This window comes from Planomonospora sp. ID91781 (assembly GCF_015711595.1).
GTDB classification, from domain to species: Bacteria; Actinomycetota; Actinomycetes; order Streptosporangiales; family Streptosporangiaceae; genus Planomonospora; species Planomonospora parontospora.
Window position 1 is genome coordinate 3,088,164 of record NZ_JABTEY010000001.1, and the last position, 16,590, is coordinate 3,104,753.

Consider the following 16,590-nt stretch of genomic DNA (forward strand, 5'->3'; position numbering starts at 1 on the left):
CCGCCGTACCGGCCTGGGTGGTACGGCGGGCGGCCGGTGGGATCAGCGGTAGCTGTGCTCGGCGGTGGGGAAGGCCCCGCTGGTCACCTCGTCGGCGAAGGCGCGGACCGCGTGGTCCATCTCCTCGGCCAGGTTGAAGTACTTCTTGACGAACTTGGCCGGGCGGGCGGTGAGGCCCATCAGGTCCTGCCAGACGAGGACCTGGGCGTCGGTGGCCGGACCGGCGCCGATGCCGATCGTGGGGATCGGCAGGGAGGCCGTGACCCGCTCGGCCAGGTCGGCGGGGACGCACTCCAGGACGACGGAGAAGGCCCCGGCCGCCGCCAGGTCCTTGGCGTCGGCCATCAGCTCGTCGCCCGACTGGCCGCGGCCCTGCACCCGGTAGCCGCCGAAGGCGTTGACCGACTGCGGGGTCAGGCCGAGGTGGGCCATGACCGGGATGCCGGCCGCGACCAGGGCCTCGACCTGGGGGAGGACCCTGCGCCCGCCCTCCAGCTTGACCGCGTGGGCGCCCGCCTCCTTCATGAACCGCACGGCCGTCTCCAGCGCCTGCTGGGTGGAGGCCTGGTAGGAGCCGAACGGCAGGTCGGCGACGACCAGCGCCCGGGAGGAGCCGCGCACCACGGCCGCGGTCAGCGGCATCAGGTCGTCGACGGAGACGGGCAGCGTCGAGTCGTGGCCGTAGACGACCATGGCGGCCGAGTCGCCGACGAGCAGCACCGGGATGCCGGCCTCGTCGAAGACCCGGGCGGTCATCGCGTCGTACGCGGTGACCATCGGCCACTTCTCGCCGCGCTCCTTGGCGGCGGCGATGTCGCGCACGGTGATCCTTCGCCCGGACTGCCCGCCGTACAGGGCGGTGGTCTGCGGGACGGCGGCGGAAGAGGGCACGGAAGAGGACACGGAAAGCCTCCTGAGAGTCTCGAGGCGCCCCTGTGGCGTCCCCGGACGGTTCCGATGATGACATGCGTCCGATGGGTTAAACACCCCTTGACTCGCCGGTAATCCGGTGGCGGGGGTGCCGGCCGGGTGCGGCACAATGCAGGCGGAGGTAAGTAATAAAAATGGCCATGGAACCTTACCGGCGCCTGCTGGCCCTGCCCGGGGTGCGGACGCTGCTGCTCGTGGGCCTGCTCGCGCGCATCCCGTCCACCGCGGTGAACATCACACTCGTCCTGCACGTGGCCGAGGGGCTCGGCCTCGGTTACCTGCAGGCGGGCGTGGTGACCACGGCCTGCACGGCGGGCATGGCGGTGGGGGCGCCGCTGGCCGGGAGGTTCGTCGACTCCTACGGCCTGCGTCCCGTCCTGCTGGCGACCACCGGCGCCCAGGCGCTCTTCTGGGCCACGGCGTGGGCGATGCCGTTCCCCGTGCTGGTCGTCGCCTCCGCGCTGGCGGGCCTGCTGGCGCTGCCGGTGTTCAGCGTGATCCGGCAGTGCCTGGCGGCCATGGTCCCCGAGGACCAGCGCAGGATCGGCTTCTCCCTGGACTCGATCCTGGTGGAGCTGTCCTACATGGCCGGGCCAGCGCTCGGGGTGGCCGGGATGACCGTGCTCGGCAGCTCGTGGACGATGTGCGCCATCGCGGTCGGCCTGGTCGGCTCCGGGACGGCGCTGGTCCTGCTGAACCCGCCGGTCCGCTCCGCCGAGGAGCTGGCGGCCCCGGCGGAGAAGGTCTCCCGGCGCCGCTGGCTCACCCCGGGCCTGGTCACCCTGCTCGGCACCGCCTCGGCGGCCACCTTCGTGCTGACCGCCACCGAGCTGTCGCTGGTCGCGACGATGGGCCGGGCGGGCGACACGGCCTGGACGGGGCTGGCGATCGGGATCTGGTGCCTCTACTCGCTGCTCGGCGGCCTCGTCTACGGCGGGCTGCCCCGGGGCTTCTCCCCGCTGCTGCTGATCGGCGCCATGGGCCTGCTCACCGTCCCGGTCGGCCTGGTGGGGGACGACTGGCGCTGGGTGCTCATCGCGCTCGTCCCGGCCGGGGTGCTCTGCGCGCCCGGCATCTCCTCCACCGTCGAGGCGGTCACCCGCATGGTGCCGGCCGGGGCCCGGGGCGAGGCGATGGGCCTGCACGGCACGGCGCTCCTGCTGGGCGGGGCGGTCTCCGCGCCGGTCGCCGGCGCGGTCATCGACGGCCCCGGCCCGGGCTGGGCCTTCGCGGCCGCCGGTCTGGTGAGCGTGGTGATGGTGCTGGTCGCCCTGCCGTTCCGCGCGGGACCGCGCCCTCCGGCGGGGGAGCCCGGACCGGTCACCGCGAAGACGACCGTCTGACCCCGGGCGCGGGGGAGGTGAACGCGGGGTTAATACGAAACGGTGCTGTTGCGTATCGAAATAGATAGCGATACGCTCTCGTTGCGAAACTAGAGCGTATCGAAACAGGGGTTCCCGTGGACCAGAAGCTCGGTCATCCGAGACGTTGGCAGATCCTCGGAGTGCTGGTCTTCAGCCTCCTGGCGGTCGTGCTCGACAACACCATCCTCAACGTCGCACTGAAGACGATCGCCGACCCGGCCGAAGGGCTGGGCGCCACCCAGAGCGAGCTCGAGTGGGCGATCAACTCCTACACCCTCGTCTTCGCCGGACTGCTGTTCACCTTCGGGGTGATCGGCGACCGGACCGGCCGCAAGCGCATGCTGCTGATCGGCATGGTCCTGTTCGGTCTGTCCTCGCTGGCCAGCGCCTACGCCCAGGACCCGATGCAGCTGATCGTCGCCCGCGCGTTCATGGGCGTCGGCGGCGCCGCGATCATGCCCGCCACACTGGCGATCATCTCCAACGTCTTCCCGCCGGCCGAGCGAGGCAAGGCGATCGGCGTCTGGGCCGGCGGCGTCGGCCTGGCCGTGGCGATCGGCCCCATCACCGGAGGGCTGCTCATCGAGCACTTCTGGTGGGGCTCGGTCTTCCTGATCAACCTGCCGATCGTGCTGGTCAGCATGGTGCTGATCGGACTGGTCGTGCCCGAGTCGCGCGACCCCCGGCCGTCCAGGCTCGACCCGGTCGGCGTGCTGCTGTCCATCGTGGGCCTCGTCGCCCTCACCTACGGCATCATCCGCGGCGGCGAGCTCGCCACGGTCGCCAGCGCCGAGGTCCTCGTCCCGACGATCCTGGGCCTGGCCGTCCTGGCCGCCTTCGTCTGGTACGAGCGCCGCATCGACCACCCGGCCTTCGACGTCACCTACTTCCGCGACCCGCGCTTCTCCACCGCGATCGCCATGGTCGGCATCGTGTTCTTCGCGATGATGGGCGCGATGTTCTTCCTGGTCTTCTACCTGCAGATCGTGCTGGGGTTCAGCGCGCTGCAGGCCGGGGCCCTGATGATCCCGTTCGCCGCGGCGCAGCTCATCTTCGCCCCGCTCAGCCAGCGGATGGCCGGGCGCTTCGGCGCCAAGCCGACTGCGACCGTCAGCATGGTGATCGTGGCCGCCGCGCTGGCCGCCTACGCGCTGATGGACCGGCACACCCCGATCCTCTTCATCGAGGTCGTCTTCTTCGTCCAGGGCGCGGCGATGGCCAACATCATGCCCCCGGCGACCACCGCCATCATGGAGGCGCTGCCCCGCGAGAAGGCCGGCGTCGGCTCGGCCATGAGCAACACCGTCCGCCAGGTCGCCGGCGCGCTCGGCGTCGCCCTGCTCGGCTCGCTGCTCTCGGCCGCCTACCGCGACGGGATCACCCCGGCCCTGGCCGGTCTGCCGGAGGACGCCCGGCACCTCGCCGGCGAGTCCCTGCCCGGCACCCTCGCCGTCGCCCAGCGGCTCGGCGAGCGCGGCGCCGCGCTGATGGAGCCCGCCTTCCGGGCCTTCCTGGACGGCATGCACCTCACCGCCCTGGTCTCGGCCGGCATCGCCCTGGCCGGAGCGCTGGTGGTGCTGAAGTGGCTGCCCGGCAAGCACGCCCCCGCCGCGGAACCGGACATGGAGCACGACAAGGAACCAGCGGTAGTGTAGGCCCGCTATGACGACCACGGACGAGACCCGGCCCGCCCGCCCCGCGGGCCGTCCCCGCAGCGCCAAGGCGGAGAAGGCGATCATCGAGGCGACCCTCGACCTGATCAGTGAGAGCGTGAGCCTCTCCGAGCTCTCCATCGAGGCCGTCGCCGCCCGCGCGGGCGTCGGCAAGACCACGATCTACCGGCGCTGGTCCAGCAAGGAGGACCTGGTCGTCGACGCGCTGGCCACGCTCAAGGCGCCGATCCCTCCGCTGGAGGGCCGGACCGTCCGCGAGGACCTCGCCGCCTACCTGGAGGTCATCGGCCGGGAGGCGTGCGACGTGCGGAGCCGGTGCGTGATGAACATCGCGATGAACGAGGCGGGCCGCCACCCCCAGCTGGTGGAGCGGATCCGCCAGGCGGTGATCAAGCCCCGCCGGGAGGCGCTGGGGGCGCTGCTGCGCCGGGGGATCGAGACGGGCGAGCTCCGGCCCGACCTCGACCTCCCGGTCGCGATGGCGACGGTGGTCGGCAGCATGATGTGGTACGTCAAGTCGGCCGGGTTCGGCGGGGTCGAGGAGCACCCCGAGGACCTCGTCGAGCGCATGGTCGACCACCTCATGGCCGGTCTCGCGCCCCGCTGAGCGCCCGTACGGCCCGTCGGCGACGCGAGCTTCTCCATGCCGCCCGGTCCGGCACCGCCTGCGGCGCGGTACCAGGAGCGAAGTGGCCGCGTCGAGAATCGTGGACGGGAGATCACTGCGATGATGCTCCGTCCGTCAGGCCGATGCGGAAAGTGACGATGGCGGATCCTCCGGGCCGCGGAGGTCTCCGGGGACCGGCGGGGTCCCCGGAGACGGTGCGTCAGGGGGCGGTCTCGCGCCAGCGGTTGGTGATGGGCAGGCGGCGGTCGCGGCCGAAGTTCTTCGGGGTGATCTTCGGGCCCGGGGGATACTGGCGGCGCTTGTACTCGGCCAGGTCGACCAGGCGGATGACCCGGGCGACCAGGTCGGGGTCGTGCCCGGCGGCGACCAGGGAGGCCGAGCCCATGTCCTTCTCCACGTAGTCGTCCAGGAGCCGGTCCAGCACGTCGTACTCCGGCAGGGAGTCGGTGTCGCGCTGGCCGGGGCGGAGCTCGGCGCTGGGCTCCTTGGTGATGGAGTTCTCCGGGATCGGCGGGACCGCGAAGCCGTGCAGGAACTCGCTCTCGACGCCCGCCTGGGCGTTGCGCCAGCGGGCCAGCTCCCACACCAGGGTCTTGAGCACGTCCTTGATGGGGGCGAAGCCGCCCGCGGAGTCGCCGTAGAGCGTCGAGTAGCCGGTGGCCAGCTCGCTCTTGTTGCCGGTGGTCAGGACCAGGTGGCCGTGCTCGTTGGACAGGCCCATCAGGATCATGCCGCGCACCCGGGCCTGGAGGTTCTCCTCCGACAGGCCGGTCAGCGAGAGCTCCTTCTCGAAGGCCTCCACCATGGCGGCGATCGGCACGACCCGGGCGTTGACCCCCTGCCGGTCGACGAGCTCCTGGGCGTCGCCGAGGGAGTGGTCGGAGGAGTAGCGCGAGGGCATCAGCACCACGTGGACCCGGTCGGGGCCGATCGCGTCGGAGGCGATGGTGGCCGTCAGCGCCGAGTCGATGCCGCCGGACAATCCGAGGATGACCGACCGGAAGCCGTTCTTGGCGACGTAGTCGCGCACGGCCAGCACCAGCGCGCTGTAGACCTCGGCGGTGTCGTCCAGGTGCCCGGCGACCGACGGGGGCTCGGGGTCGTACGGCTCCAGCGGGCGGGCCGACAGCTCCAGCCGCTCCACCGTGATGACGGTCCCGTCCCCGGCGTCCACCTCGAAGGAGCCGAGCCCGCCGTACGTGGCCTCGGGCAGGTCCAGGTCGGTCACCAGCAGCTCCTCGGTGAACCGCGCGGCCCGCGCGACCAGCTCGCCCGAGGCGGAGACGACGATCGAGTCGCCGTCGAAGACCAGCTCGTCCTGCCCGCCCACCTGGTTGGCGTAGGCGAGCGCGCATCCGGCCTCCCGCGCCCGCCGGGAGACGAGCTCCAGGCGCACGTCGTCCTTCTCCCGCTCGTACGGCGAGGCGTTCGGCACCACCAGCAGCCCGGCTCCGGCCTCGGCCGCCACCGCGACCGGGCCGCCGTCCTGCCAGAGGTCCTCGCAGACCGCGATCGCCACGTCGACGCCGTGCAGCCGGAAGATCGGCAACCGGTCGCCGCGCACGAAGTAGCGGTACTCGTCGAAGACGCCGTAGTTCGGCAGGTGGTGCTTGGCGGTCCTGGCGACCACCTGTCCCCGGTACAGGAGCGCCGCCGCGTCCAGCGGGGCGCCCTTGGGCTGCCCCACGCGCGGGGCGCGGTCGGCGCGGTCGACGTAGCCGACGACCACGGGGATCTCGCCGAGCCCCTCCTCGGCCAGCCGCCGGGCCGCGGCCTCGACCGCCGCGATGGACGCCTCCACGAACGAGTTCCGCAGCACCAGGTCCTCGACCGGGTAGCCGGTGAGGAACATCTCGGTGAAGACCGCCAGGTGCGCGCCGCGGTCGGCGGCGCGGCGGGTCCACTCGACGAGCTTGTCGGCGTTGGCGGTCAGGTCGCCGACCGCGGGGTTGGTCTGGGCAAGTGCGATTCGGAGTTGAGCCACGCTCCCACCCTATTCCCGGGCGGCGGAGGGCCGGTCCCGTGGATCCCGCAGGACTCCCCGCCGGCGGGAGCCCCCGCCGGCGGGGAACCGCCACCGCTCCGGACCGCGGGCGCGGGCGGTCCGGAGGTCCCCGGCGGAGCCGCCGGGGAGACGCCGGTCAGAGCCGGTCAGGGCTCAGTTGGCGGCGCTGGTGGTGGAGTTGCTGCTGGCGCCGCCGGGACCGGCCTGGCTGTAGGACTGCTTGAAGAAGACGCCGCTGCCGTGACCGCCGTGGCCTCCGCCGGTGCCGGACAGGACGCTGCTGTTGAAGGCGCCGAACTTGCCGGCGCTGCTGGAGTTCTGCTCGAAGCTCGTGCCGCCGCCCGCCAGGGCGGCGGTCTGGAAGGCCAGTCCCAGGGCCGAGGCGGCTCCCGCGATCACCAGGGCACGCCGCAACTTCGTCATGGTCATGGTGGATGTTTCCTCTCTGTTCCGCCGGCCTCCGCCGACGCATGGGATGGAGCACCCTAAAGGGCCCTGTGCGGCGGCCCGGACGAGCCGGGAACCGCCGTACGCCAGCTGTGCTTCCCTGGCCTCCTCCGGTCGAAAACACGAAGTGTAACGATCTAACTACTGATGGACATGATCGATAAACACATTGATCAACCCTTGCGAGACGCCCGGCGCGTCTTCTCCCGGCGGGGAGGAGCCGGACGGGAAGGAGCCGGAGGGCGAGGGCGGCCGGGCCCGCACGCCCGGCCGGGCGTGCGGCGGTCAGCCGGGCAGGGGGAGGACGGCCTCCACGGCCGTGCCGCCGCCGGGGGCGCCGACGATCACACAGCTCCCGCCGAGCTCGGTGGCGCGCTCGCGCATCGAGACCAGGCCGATCCCCGACCGGGACGCCTCGGGCAGGCCGCGCCCGTCGTCGGTGATCCGGACCGTGAGCGAGGAGCCCTCGTGCCGCAGGCAGACCGTCGCGGTGCGCGCCCGGGCGTGCTTGCGCACGTTGGTCAGCGCCTCCTGGGCGATCCGGTAGGCCGCCACCTCCACCGCCGCCGGGAGGTCGGACAGTTCGCCCGAGGTCTCCACCGTCACCGGCGGCTCCCCCTCGGAGGCCAGGGCCCGTACGGCGCCGGCCAGCCCGAGCTCGTCCAGGGTCGGCGGGCGCAGGCCGTACACCAGCTCCCTGATCTCCTGGCTGACCGAGTCCATCCCGCTGCGCAGGTCGAGCAGGAGCCGGTCGGCGGAGGCCGGGGCGGCGCGCAGGCTGATCCTGGCCATGTTGATCGACATGGCCATGTCGGTCAGCGCGTGGCCCAGCCCGTCGTGCAGGTCCCGGCGGAGACGGCGGCGCTCCTCCTCCCGGGCGGTCAGGATGCGCTCGCGGGAGCGCTGCAGGTCGGCGGTCATCCGTACGGCGTGCGCCACGTCGGCCACGTACGGCGTCGCCGCGGCGATCAGCCGCTCGTTGTGGGCCGCGGCGAACCTGCGCGGCCCCGGTGAGCCGATCAGCAGGCGGCCGACCGGCTCGCCGTGCCAGACCAGCGGCACCGCGCGCGGCGCGGGCCCCGGCATGCCGAGCGTCACCCGCCGGGAGCCCGGGCCGCGCACCTCGATCGTGACGCCGGTGACGCAGAGCCCGTCGCGGATCACGGCGGCGACGGCCGCCAGCGCGCCCGCGGGCTCGGCCTCCCCGACCTCCCGGGCCAGCCGGGCGGCCAGGACCGCCGGGTCGCCGTGCGTGCCGTACATGAGCCGGTCGACCAGGCGCCGGAGCAGGTGGCGGAGCGGGTGGAAGAAGGCGCCCGCGAACAGCGCGGCGACCAGGCCGCCGACCCGGTCGTAGTCCGACAGGGCCATCCCGGCGAGGGCGCCCGCGCCGAAGTAGACGACGCTGACCGCGGCGACCAGCCCGGCGGCCACGAAGGCCCGGCTGATCACGGTGTCGATGCCGTACAACCGGTAGCGCAGCACGGAGAAGGCGATGGCCACCGGGATCAGGCCGGTCCAGATCGTGGCGGCCAGCCACCAGTCCGGTCCGGCGATCAGGCAGACGCTGTAGACCGCGAAGGCCGACAGCGGCCAGGCGATCTGCCGGCGGACGACGGGATCGGCCCGGCGCAGGCGCAGGACCAGGGAGAGCACGGCCGTGACCACGAGCGCCGAGACCAGGGTGCTGAGGACCGCCAGCGCCGGCCGGTAGTAGGGGGCCAGCGCCTCCACCGCGAGCGGGTTGGGGATCACCTGCGGGTAGGGGTAGGCCTCCGGGCGGGGCGTCGGGCGGAGGGTCTGCACGGTGGCCTGCGCGGCCAGCACGGCGACGCCCAGCGCCGCCACCGGCCGCCAGCGCGGCGAAGGCAGGCGGCCGTCGGGGGAGTACAGCGGGAGGACGACGGCGAGCAGCATGCCGCCGGTGCTCCAGCCCGCGAGGCTGAGCCAGCGCAGGTAGCCGGCGGCGGCGAGGTCCCCGGAGGAGGCGGCGGCGAACATGGCCGAGTCCGCGAAGACGTGGACCGCGCAGCCCAGGCCGCCGGCGCACATCAGCCAGCCCGTGATCGGGCGGACGCCGTGCGCCAGCAGGAACGCGCCCACCACGGGGAAGATCAGCCCCGCCGCGTGGTCGGGGGAGGCGGGCACGTCGAGGGACCACTCGGGCGGCAGGCCCAGGCCCGCGGCGGACCCGGTGACGGTGAGCGCCACGGCCAGCACGGCGACCACGACGGGGGCGAGCCGCCGCGGCGAGGCCAGCAGCGCGGCCACCGGGCCCCGGCGCGGGACGTCGAGGCTGACGGCGTCCACGACGCGGCGCGGCACGCCCCCGGCACCGGTCACGACGCGGCGCGGCACGGCCCCGGCGCCCGCGCCGGTCGCGACGCCGTCGCGCGCCCCCGTGCCCGAGGTGCCCCCCGCCTCCACGTACACCGCTACCTGCTCACGTCACCGGGGTTGACCAGGCCGGATTCGTACGCCGCGACGACGAGCTGCGCGCGGTCGAACAGCCCCAGGTGCGCCAGGAGCTTGCCCACCGACTCGGCCACGGACGGCTCGGAGACCGACAGGGTCGCGGCGATCTGCCGGTTGGTGAGCCCGCGGGCGATCAGTTTCAGCAGGTCCAGCTCGGCGTCGCCGAGGCCGGCGAGGGCGGGCGGGGCCGCGGGGTCGGAGTGCCCGGCGAAGGCCGCGATCAGCCGGGTGGTGACGGCCGGGTCGATCAGCGCGTCCCCGGCCTGCGCGGCGCGCATCGCGGTGATGAGCTGCTCGGGGGCCGAGGTCTTGAGGACGAAGCCGCTCACCCCGGCCCGCAGGGCGGAGTAGAGGTTGTCGTCGGTGCCGAACGTGGTCATCATGATCACCTTGGGCGGGTCCTCGTCGGCGAGGATGCGGCGGGCGGCGGTCAGGCCGTCCAGCCGGGGCATCTGGATGTCCATCAGCACCAGGTCGGGACGGGTCTCGCGGACCAGCGCGATCGCCTGCTCGCCGTTCTCGGCCTCTCCGGCGAGCTCGAAGCCCGGTTCGCTGTCCAGCACCACCCGCAGGCCGGTGCGGACCAGCGCCTGGTCGTCGACCACGACGACGCGGAGGGTCTCGGCCGCCGTTCCCAGAGGCGTCCCCAGGGGCGCCCCCGCCTCCCCGGGCGCCTCCGGGGCCGCGACCTGGACGGTCTGGACGGCCCGGGGGGCGGGCGGGTCCAGATGGGGGGCCTGGGCGAGCATGTCCGACTCCAGGCGCTGCAGCGTGGCGCCCAGGTCCAGCCCGAGCTCGTCGCGGAGCACGGCCCTGGCCCGCCGGAGCGCGCCGAGCGCGTCCCCCTGCCGGCCGCCGCGGTAGAGGGCCAGGGCGAGCAGCCGCCAGGCCTCCTCCCGGAGCGGGTGGGCCGAGACGTGCGCCTCCAGGTCCGCGACCAGGGCCGCGGAGTGGCCGAGGGCCAGCCCGGCGTCGGCCCGGCGCTCGACCGCGGTCAGCCGGAGCTCCTCCAGCCGCCCCGCCTCGGTCACCGCCCAGGCCAGGTCGGAGAACTCGGCCAGTGCCGGTCCCCGCCAGAGCGCGAGCGCCTCCTCCGTGCGCGCCCACACCGCGGCCGGGTCGCCGTCGAGTTTGACGGCGCCCTCGAAACGCCAGGAGTCCACCTGCTCGGCGGTGGCGCGCAGCGCGTAGCCCGGCGGGGCCGAGACCAGGACCCCGGCCTCCTTGCGGGGGGCGCGGTCCGGCTCCAGCGCGCGCCGCAGCCGCGAGACGTATCCCTGGATGGTGGACAGGGCCTGGGCGGGGGGTTCGCCCGGCCAGAGCTCGTCGATGAGCACGCTCACCGGGACGGCGCGGCCACCGGCCACGAGCAGCCGGGCAAGCACCGCCATCTGGCGTTGACCGCCGAGGTCGAGCACCACGTCGCCGTGGCGCGCCTGGAACGGTCCGAGGGCACGGAAAGTCAGCATCGCAGTGGTAAGGGTACGACCACCTGGACTATGGCAATACGGCAAAATTCACCATCGTTCGCATCCTGTAAGGAATCGGTTATCCGGTCTGGCCCGTCTCGACGGCCGTGCCGCTGGCCAGCGGAAGCACCGCCTCGACCACGGTGCCGCCCTCCGGCGGAGAGGTGATCATGCAGGTTCCGCCGAGTTCCGCGGCCCTCTCGCGCATCGACGCCAGTCCGACCCCCGAGCGCCGGCCCGCGGGCACGCCCACGCCGTCGTCGCTCACCCGGACGCTCAGCTGCCCGCCCCGCTCCAGCGAGACCCGGACCGTGCGGGCGCGGGCGTGCCGGCGCGCGTTGGTCAGGGCCTCCTGGACGATCCGGTAGGCGGCGACCTCGACGGCGGCCGACAGCCCGGTGAGGTCGCCGCGCACCTCGACCGCGACCTCCGGCCCGGCCATCTCCCCGATGGCGCCGGCCAGGCCGAGGTCGTCCAGGGCCGGCGGGCGCAGGCCGTACACCAGGTGCCTGATGTCGCTGGTGACGCTGTCCATGCCGGAGCGCAGGCCGTCGAGCAGCCGCTCGGCGCTCTCGGGGGAGGTGTGCAGGGAGAGCCGGGCCGCGTTGATGGACATGGCCATGCCGCTGAGCGACTGGCCGAGGCCGTCGTGCAGGTCGCGGCGGAGGCGGCGGCGCTCCTCCTCGCGCGTGGCGATGATCCGCTCACGCGAGCGCCGCAGCGTGTCGACCAGCAGGACCGCGTGGGCGGCGTCCGCGATGTACGGCGTGAGCGCGGAGACGACCCGCTCGTTGTGCGCCGCGGGCAGCCGCCGGGCTCCGGGGCGGCCGATGAGCAGCCGGCCGACCGGTTCGCCGTGCCAGACCAGCGGGACCCGCCGGGCCACCTCGCCGAGCTCACCCGAGACCTCGTCGGCCGGTCCGGCGTGGGGTCCGGCGGTCCCGGCGTTCCCGGTGGCGGGCCGGGGCGAGAAGCGCACGGCCACGCCGGTGACGGAGAGCCCCTCGCGCAGCACCTCCAGGGCCGCCTGCAGCCCTCCGGCCGGGTCGGCCCGCTGCAGCCGGGACCGCACCTCCGCGGCCAGTGCCACCGGATCGCCCCTGCTGCCGTAGAGCAGGCGGTCGGCACCGCGCTGGAGCACCCTGCGGAGCGGGTGGAAGAACGCCCCCGCGCAGAGCGCGGCGAGCAGGCCGCCGATCCGGTCCACGTCGGACAGCAGCAGGCTCGAGGCGGTGCCCACCGCCACGTAGACGCCGCCGATGACGCCCACCAGGCCGGCGCCGACCAGCGCGCGGGTGATCAGCGTGTCGATGCCGTAGAGCCGGTGCCGCAGGATGGCGAACGCGATCGCGGCGGGGACGAGCGGGATGGTGAACGAGGCCAGCCACCAGACCGGGTCGCCGACCACCCAGGGGACGACCACGGTCGTCGTCGCCACCAGCGGGCAGAGGATCCGCCGCCGGTCGAGCGGATCCGCCCCGCGCAGGCGCCCGGCGAGGGAGGCGACCGCCAGCACCATGGACGCGGCCGACAGCCAGTGCAGGACCTCTCTGAGGACCGGCTGCGCGGGGACCGCCCGGAGGAGGACCGCCGCCTGGAGCAGACCGTCCAGCGCCATGACCGCGCCCGCGAAGACGATCAGGGGGCGCCACCGGCGCGAGGGCGGTCGGCCGGTCGGGTGCACCAGCGGCAGCAGCACGCCCAGCAGGAACGAGGCCAGCGCCCAGCTCTGGCCGACGACCACCCACAGCAGCACGGGCGCGTCCGGGGAGTAGGGGGTCGGGGCGTGCAGCCGGGCGACGTTGGCCGCCAGGATGTTGGCGGCGCAGGCCAGCCCGCCCACCGCCAGCAGCCAGCCGACGAGCAGCCGCGGGCGCTGGAAGACCAGCAGGGCTCCGAAGATCGGGAAGGCGGTCCCCGCCACGTCCTCGGGGGCGAACGGCAGCGGAGTGTAGGGGGACTGCGGGAGCCGGGCGGTCACCCAGATGTCGGCGAGTTCCATGGCGACGGCCGCCGCGGCGATCGCCGCCGCCGCGGCCCGCGCCCGCCCGGGGCCCACCACGGCGGACAGCCTGTCCAGCCCGCGCATACGGCCGGTCCTTTCACGAAACACGATGTGAGAGGACCCTAACCGGCGCGGACAGCAATCCAATCAAACCGGATCGGATCGGATCAACGGACGATCAACGCGCCGGTCCGGCCTCCGCCGCCGCGGGCTCCTCCGCCGCCGCGCGTGCCCGGCGGCGCAGCGCCGGGCCGATCGCGAGCAGGCCCGCGGCGGCCACCAGCTCGATCGCCCCGACGACCGGCCAGAGGACGGCGGGACCGGCCGCCAGCAGCCGGGTGCCGAGCAGCGGGGCGAGCATGGTCCCGGCCGACCAGGCGAAGCCGTACATCCCGGAGTAGCGCCCGCGCAGGTGGGCGGGGGCGAGCGCGGCCACGACCGCCCCGGGGACGCCCGCCGTGATGATCTCCCCCAGCGTCCAGACGACCACCGTGGCGGCGTACCCGGCGACGCCGGAGACGAAGGCGGTCAGCGCGAAGCCCCCGCCGATGACCGCGAACCCGGCCGCCAGCACGGTGCTGTGGTCCCGCCTGCCGAGCCAGTCGCCGGTCAGCGGCTGGACCAGCACGATCAGGATGCCGTTGACCGCCATGACCAGGCCGTAGGCCGAGGGGGACAGGCCCGCGCCGGTCATCGCCAGCGGCAGGGTGGTGAACGCCTGGGCGTAGACCAGGGTGGAGAGCACGGAGATCACGATGAAGGCGACCATCAGGCGATCGGCGAAGACGGCGCCGTAGCCGCCGCCCGCCGCCCGGCCGCCCGGCGCGGGCCGGGTCTCCGGCACCGTCCGCCACACCAGCAGCCCGAAGAGCACCGAGGTGGTCGCGTTGAAGGCGAACATCCAGCCGTACCCGGCCTCGGCGAACCAGCCGCCGGCGACCATGGCGACCGCGAAGCCGAGGTTCAGCGCCCAGAAGAGCAGGCCGTAGGCGCGGGGCCGGTCCTCCGGCGCGACCAGGTCGGCCACCAGGGCGTTGGCCGCGGGCCGGTAGGCGTCGATCGTCACGCCGAGCACGAACATCAGCGCCACGATCGCGGGCAGCGAGGCGGCGGCCCCCAGCGCCCCCATGGTGGCGGCGGTGGCGACCATGCCGCCGGTCAGCGTGACCCGCCGCCCGAACCGGTCGGCCAGCCAGCCCGCCAGCGGCTGCGAGATCAGCGAGCCCGCCCCGAAGACCGCCATCACCGCGCCCGCGGCGGCCAGGGACATGCCGCGGGCTTGGGTCAGGTACACGCCGATGAACGGCTCGACCATCATGCCCACCCGGTTGACCAGGGTCCCGGTCCACAGCGCCCAGAAGGCCCGGGGGAGGCCGCCGATCTTCGATTGCAGGAACGATGGGCCGGTGAGGGTCGTGCTCGTCATGGGACCAGGTTTGGACAGCCGGTCGCACGGATGCGAATCTTTTAGCCGTGCCTGAACAGTCGTGCGGTTTCCGGAAGGCCTCCTGCCACGTCGAGTGGATCTTCGCCCCCGACGACGTGGCCCGGATCCGCTTCGCCTTCTCGCCCATCTGGGAGCTGGTCGCCAGCCTGCGCACGCTCCGCGACCCGGCCCGGCACTCCCTCCACCTGCCCTGGCTGCGCGCCGTACGGCCCCGCCTGGCGGGCCTGGACCTGTCGGAACTGTTCGCGCTGGTCCCGCAGCGCGGCTACCTCGTGGACTTCGTCACCCCCACGCCCGACACGCCGATGCCCGACTTCGCCGCCGAGCTGGAACGGGTACGGCGCACGCCGCCCGACCGGGCCGCCGCGGAGGCCGGCTGGGTGGCCGGGGCCGACCCCCGCGTCATCGAGCGGTTCCGGGCGGACCCGGCGGCCGGGGTGGCGCGGGTCGCCGACACCCTGCAGCGCTACTGGGAGACGGCCTTCGCCGACTTCTGGCCCCGGGTCCACGCGCTGCTGGAGGGCGAGGTGATGCGCCGCTCCCGGCAGCTCGCCGCCGGCGGCGCCCGGGAGCTCTTCGCCGACCTGCACCCGAACGTCAGCTGGCGCGGCGACCGGCTCGCGGTGGTACGGAACTGGTCCTACTCCGCGCCGCTGGGCGGCGACGGGCTGGTGCTGGTGCCCACCGCCTTCTGGTGGCCGGACACGGCCGCGGTGGTCGAGCCGTACCAGCCGATGCTCGTCTACCCGGCGAACGGGGTCGGCACCCTCTGGGCGGCGAGCCCGCCGCCCGCCCCCGGCGCGCTCGCCGCGCTGATCGGCCGGACCCGCGCGCAGATCCTCACCGCCCTCGCCGACCCGTCGACCACCACGGCCCTGGCGCGCCGCATGGAGCTCACCCCGGGCGCGGTCAGCCAGCACCTGACCGTCCTGGCCGGAGGCGGGCTGGTCACCCGCCACCGCCTCGGCCGCGAGGTCGTCTACCGGCGCACGCCGGTGGGGGACTCCCTGGTCTGCGCCTCCTGAACGTCCCTGGTCCGCGCCTCCTGAACGGCGGGGGCGAGGGAGGCGGCGGGGGTTCGGCAGGAGTCCAGGAGATGCTCCAGGTGGGCCCGGGAGACGGTCAGGAACGCGCAGGCCACCCGCGTAACGTCGCGGCCCGCGGCCGGCCCGAGGCCGTGCCGCTCCACGAGCACGGGGACCGTCCAGGCCGCCGTCCACAACTCCTCCATCCGGGCCACCAGCCGCTCGACGATCCGCTCCGCGGCCGCCTCGCCGCGGTGCCCGGTCGTACGGTGCCCGGCTGTACGGTGCCCGGCCGTGAAGTCGCCGCACCAGGCGACGACGTCGCCGCCCGCCTCGACGAGCGCCCGCCACCGGCGGTCGGCGGCCACCCGGGCCGGCACCTCCACCCCCAGGCACGGCTCCACCAGATCGAACAGGTAGGGACCGGAGACGGCCCTGCCCCGCGCGGAGCGGTCCGCCGTCCAGAGCGGGAGCGGAGGGGCGGACGGGGGAGCGGGCGGCGGGGACGCGGGCGAATGCCGGGAAGCGGGTGGCGGCGGCGGGGACGCGGGCGAATGCCGGGAAGCAGGTGGCGCGGCGTCGAGCAGGGCCGCGCGCTGGGCGGTCAGCCCCGCCAGGAACCGCTCCCGCCACTCCGGGCCCATGCCCGCGGCGGACTCGCGCCACAGCCCGGCGAAGGCCCGCTCCACCGGCCGCGGCCCCGGCTCGGCGCCCTCCGCCACCATGAGCACCCCGGCGTAGGCGTCGGACTCCTCACGGAACCGGCGGGCCCAGGCCAGCCAGCGCGCGAACAGGGCGGCCGCGCCGGTGTCGCACCGGGCGAGCGCCCGCCCCGCCACGCGGTGGAGGGCCGCCGCCCGGTCGACCTCCAGGCCGGTCAGGCGGGACCACTCGATGAGCGCGGCCTCGATCCGGTGGACCGACGGATGCATGGGGCACGGCGCCGACATCGCCGCGAGCCGCTCGGTGAGCGGGGCCAGCAGCGCGGCCGTGCGGGGCGGGGTGCGGAGTTGGGTGCGCATCGTCGTCTTCCCCCCGGATCGGAACATCACGTCTTTTCCCGATCGCTCACTGTAGTGAGGCGGTCACCCGGGTTCCGCGGAGGCGCGACGGGGAGAACGG

Annotated in this window: 12 protein-coding genes; 4 read left to right on the forward strand and 8 right to left on the reverse strand. The window is 74.3% G+C overall.

Annotated elements, in window-relative coordinates; translation table 11 throughout:
• Positions 1-42: 42 nt before the first annotated feature.
• Positions 43-903 (reverse strand): 3-methyl-2-oxobutanoate hydroxymethyltransferase, encoded by an 861-nt coding sequence (gene panB, locus HS048_RS14035; RefSeq protein ID WP_189234764.1) that lies wholly within the window; start codon positions 901-903, stop codon positions 43-45.
• Between the two features lie 161 nt (positions 904-1,064).
• Between panB and HS048_RS14040 the strand changes: the two genes are divergently transcribed.
• The 3 genes from HS048_RS14040 to HS048_RS14050 all read left to right on the forward strand — a co-directional run bounded on the left by HS048_RS14040 (position 1,065) and on the right by HS048_RS14050 (position 4,574).
• Positions 1,065-2,273, forward strand: coding sequence for an MFS transporter (locus HS048_RS14040; protein ID WP_196467181.1), 1,209 nt, complete (start codon positions 1,065-1,067; stop codon positions 2,271-2,273).
• Positions 2,274-2,389: 116 nt separating this feature from the next.
• Positions 2,390-3,949 carry an MFS transporter gene (locus HS048_RS14045; RefSeq protein WP_068894320.1) on the forward strand — a complete coding sequence of 520 codons (1,560 nt, stop codon included), beginning with the start codon at positions 2,390-2,392 and terminating at the stop codon, positions 3,947-3,949.
• A gap of 7 nt (positions 3,950-3,956) precedes the next feature.
• A complete protein-coding gene (locus HS048_RS14050) occupies positions 3,957-4,574 on the forward strand; it encodes a TetR/AcrR family transcriptional regulator (protein ID WP_068894319.1) in 618 nt (205 codons plus the stop codon).
• Positions 4,575-4,794: 220 nt separating this feature from the next.
• Here the strand turns inward: HS048_RS14050 and HS048_RS14055 are convergent, their stop codons facing one another.
• The 6 genes from HS048_RS14055 to HS048_RS14080 all read right to left on the reverse strand — a co-directional run bounded on the left by HS048_RS14055 (position 4,795) and on the right by HS048_RS14080 (position 14,422).
• Positions 4,795-6,579, reverse strand: a complete 1,785-nt coding sequence (locus HS048_RS14055) for an NAD+ synthase (protein ID WP_068894318.1) — start codon at positions 6,577-6,579, stop codon at positions 4,795-4,797.
• Between the two features lie 174 nt (positions 6,580-6,753).
• Positions 6,754-7,029, reverse strand: coding sequence for a hypothetical protein (locus tag HS048_RS14060; RefSeq protein WP_068894317.1), 276 nt, complete (start codon positions 7,027-7,029; stop codon positions 6,754-6,756).
• A 303-nt stretch (positions 7,030-7,332) separates the two neighbouring features.
• On the reverse strand, positions 7,333-9,480 hold the full coding sequence (locus HS048_RS14065; protein WP_307832466.1) for a sensor histidine kinase: 2,148 nt from the start codon (positions 9,478-9,480) through the stop codon (positions 7,333-7,335).
• Between the two features lie 2 nt (positions 9,481-9,482).
• A complete protein-coding gene (locus HS048_RS38855) occupies positions 9,483-10,991 on the reverse strand; it encodes a BTAD domain-containing putative transcriptional regulator (RefSeq protein ID WP_196467182.1) in 1,509 nt (502 codons plus the stop codon).
• A 79-nt stretch (positions 10,992-11,070) separates the two neighbouring features.
• The gene (locus tag HS048_RS14075) at positions 11,071-13,080 is read right to left on the reverse strand and encodes a sensor histidine kinase (protein ID WP_196467183.1); all 2,010 of its coding nucleotides are present in this window, start codon (positions 13,078-13,080) and stop codon (positions 11,071-11,073) included.
• Between the two features lie 94 nt (positions 13,081-13,174).
• The gene (locus tag HS048_RS14080) at positions 13,175-14,422 is read right to left on the reverse strand and encodes an MFS transporter (protein ID WP_196467184.1); all 1,248 of its coding nucleotides are present in this window, start codon (positions 14,420-14,422) and stop codon (positions 13,175-13,177) included.
• Positions 14,423-14,469: 47 nt separating this feature from the next.
• Between HS048_RS14080 and HS048_RS14085 the strand changes: the two genes are divergently transcribed.
• Positions 14,470-15,468: a DUF5937 family protein gene (locus tag HS048_RS14085; RefSeq protein WP_068894313.1), complete on the forward strand. Its 999-nt coding sequence runs from the start codon at positions 14,470-14,472 to the stop codon at positions 15,466-15,468.
• On the opposite strand, the gene HS048_RS14090 is transcribed toward HS048_RS14085, so the two are convergent.
• A complete protein-coding gene (locus HS048_RS14090) occupies positions 15,423-16,490 on the reverse strand; it encodes a terpene synthase family protein (RefSeq protein ID WP_196467185.1) in 1,068 nt (355 codons plus the stop codon). The two genes, HS048_RS14085 and HS048_RS14090, sit on opposite strands and share 46 nt — an antisense overlap.
• Between the last annotated feature and the right edge of the window lie 100 nt (positions 16,491-16,590).

Bases quoted from the DNA above. Each gene is read 5' to 3' on its own strand.
- HS048_RS14090 (WP_196467185.1), bottom strand. From the start codon at position 16,490: ATGCGCACCCAACTCCGCACCCCGCCCCGCACGGCCGCGCTGCTGGCC.
- HS048_RS14075 (WP_196467183.1), bottom strand. From the start codon at position 13,080: ATGCGCGGGCTGGACAGGCTGTCCGCCGTGGTGGGCCCCGGGCGGGCG.
- HS048_RS14040 (WP_196467181.1), top strand. From the start codon at position 1,065: ATGGCCATGGAACCTTACCGGCGCCTGCTGGCCCTGCCCGGGGTGCGG.
- HS048_RS14050 (WP_068894319.1), top strand. From the start codon at position 3,957: ATGACGACCACGGACGAGACCCGGCCCGCCCGCCCCGCGGGCCGTCCC.
- HS048_RS14080 (WP_196467184.1), bottom strand. From the start codon at position 14,422: ATGACGAGCACGACCCTCACCGGCCCATCGTTCCTGCAATCGAAGATC.
- HS048_RS38855 (WP_196467182.1), bottom strand. From the start codon at position 10,991: ATGCTGACTTTCCGTGCCCTCGGACCGTTCCAGGCGCGCCACGGCGAC.
- HS048_RS14060 (WP_068894317.1), bottom strand. From the start codon at position 7,029: ATGACCATGACGAAGTTGCGGCGTGCCCTGGTGATCGCGGGAGCCGCC.